Genomic DNA, 443 nt, shown 5'->3' on the forward strand with positions numbered 1-443 from the left:
TAAGCGTTATGATGGCGTCGTCGACGGTCGGCAGGAACTTGAGCGGATTGACTTCGGAGGCCCCGACCATGGTCTGCGCGACGCGCGCGTTTCCCTTTTCCTCGGCCCGCTTGCGCAGAAGCTGCATCAGGCCTTCCATCATCATCCGGTATTCGCGACCGAACTTCTCCATTTCCGCGATGCTGTCGCGTCCGGGGAAATCGGCTTCCTCGACACCCATGCCATGCAGGAATGCGGCGCGAAGCGCCATCTCCTCCGGCCGCGCCGCAGCCAGCGCCGGGGCGGCTTTGGGAGCAGCACCCACACGTGGTGAAGCAGGGGTAGCTGCGGGCTGCACCGGCAAATCCCAGGGATTGGCTGATTGGGATCGCTGGGCGATGCGCTCGCGCTGTTCGATCGAACTGGCGCCGTTCGCCGAACTGAGCGTGGCGGCTGGTCCGAAA

The 443-nt window shown here is 64.6% G+C and carries 1 protein-coding gene; it reads right to left on the bottom strand.

The window, feature by feature from the left end; all coding sequences use genetic code 11:
- Window positions 1-443: type VI secretion system-associated FHA domain protein (locus tag EOA22_RS39460; protein WP_348629535.1), on the bottom strand; the 443-nt coding region annotated here is incomplete at both ends.

The sequence above is a fragment of the Mesorhizobium sp. M7A.F.Ca.US.014.04.1.1 genome (assembly GCF_003998745.1).
Lineage (GTDB): Bacteria > Pseudomonadota > Alphaproteobacteria > Rhizobiales > Rhizobiaceae > Mesorhizobium > Mesorhizobium ciceri.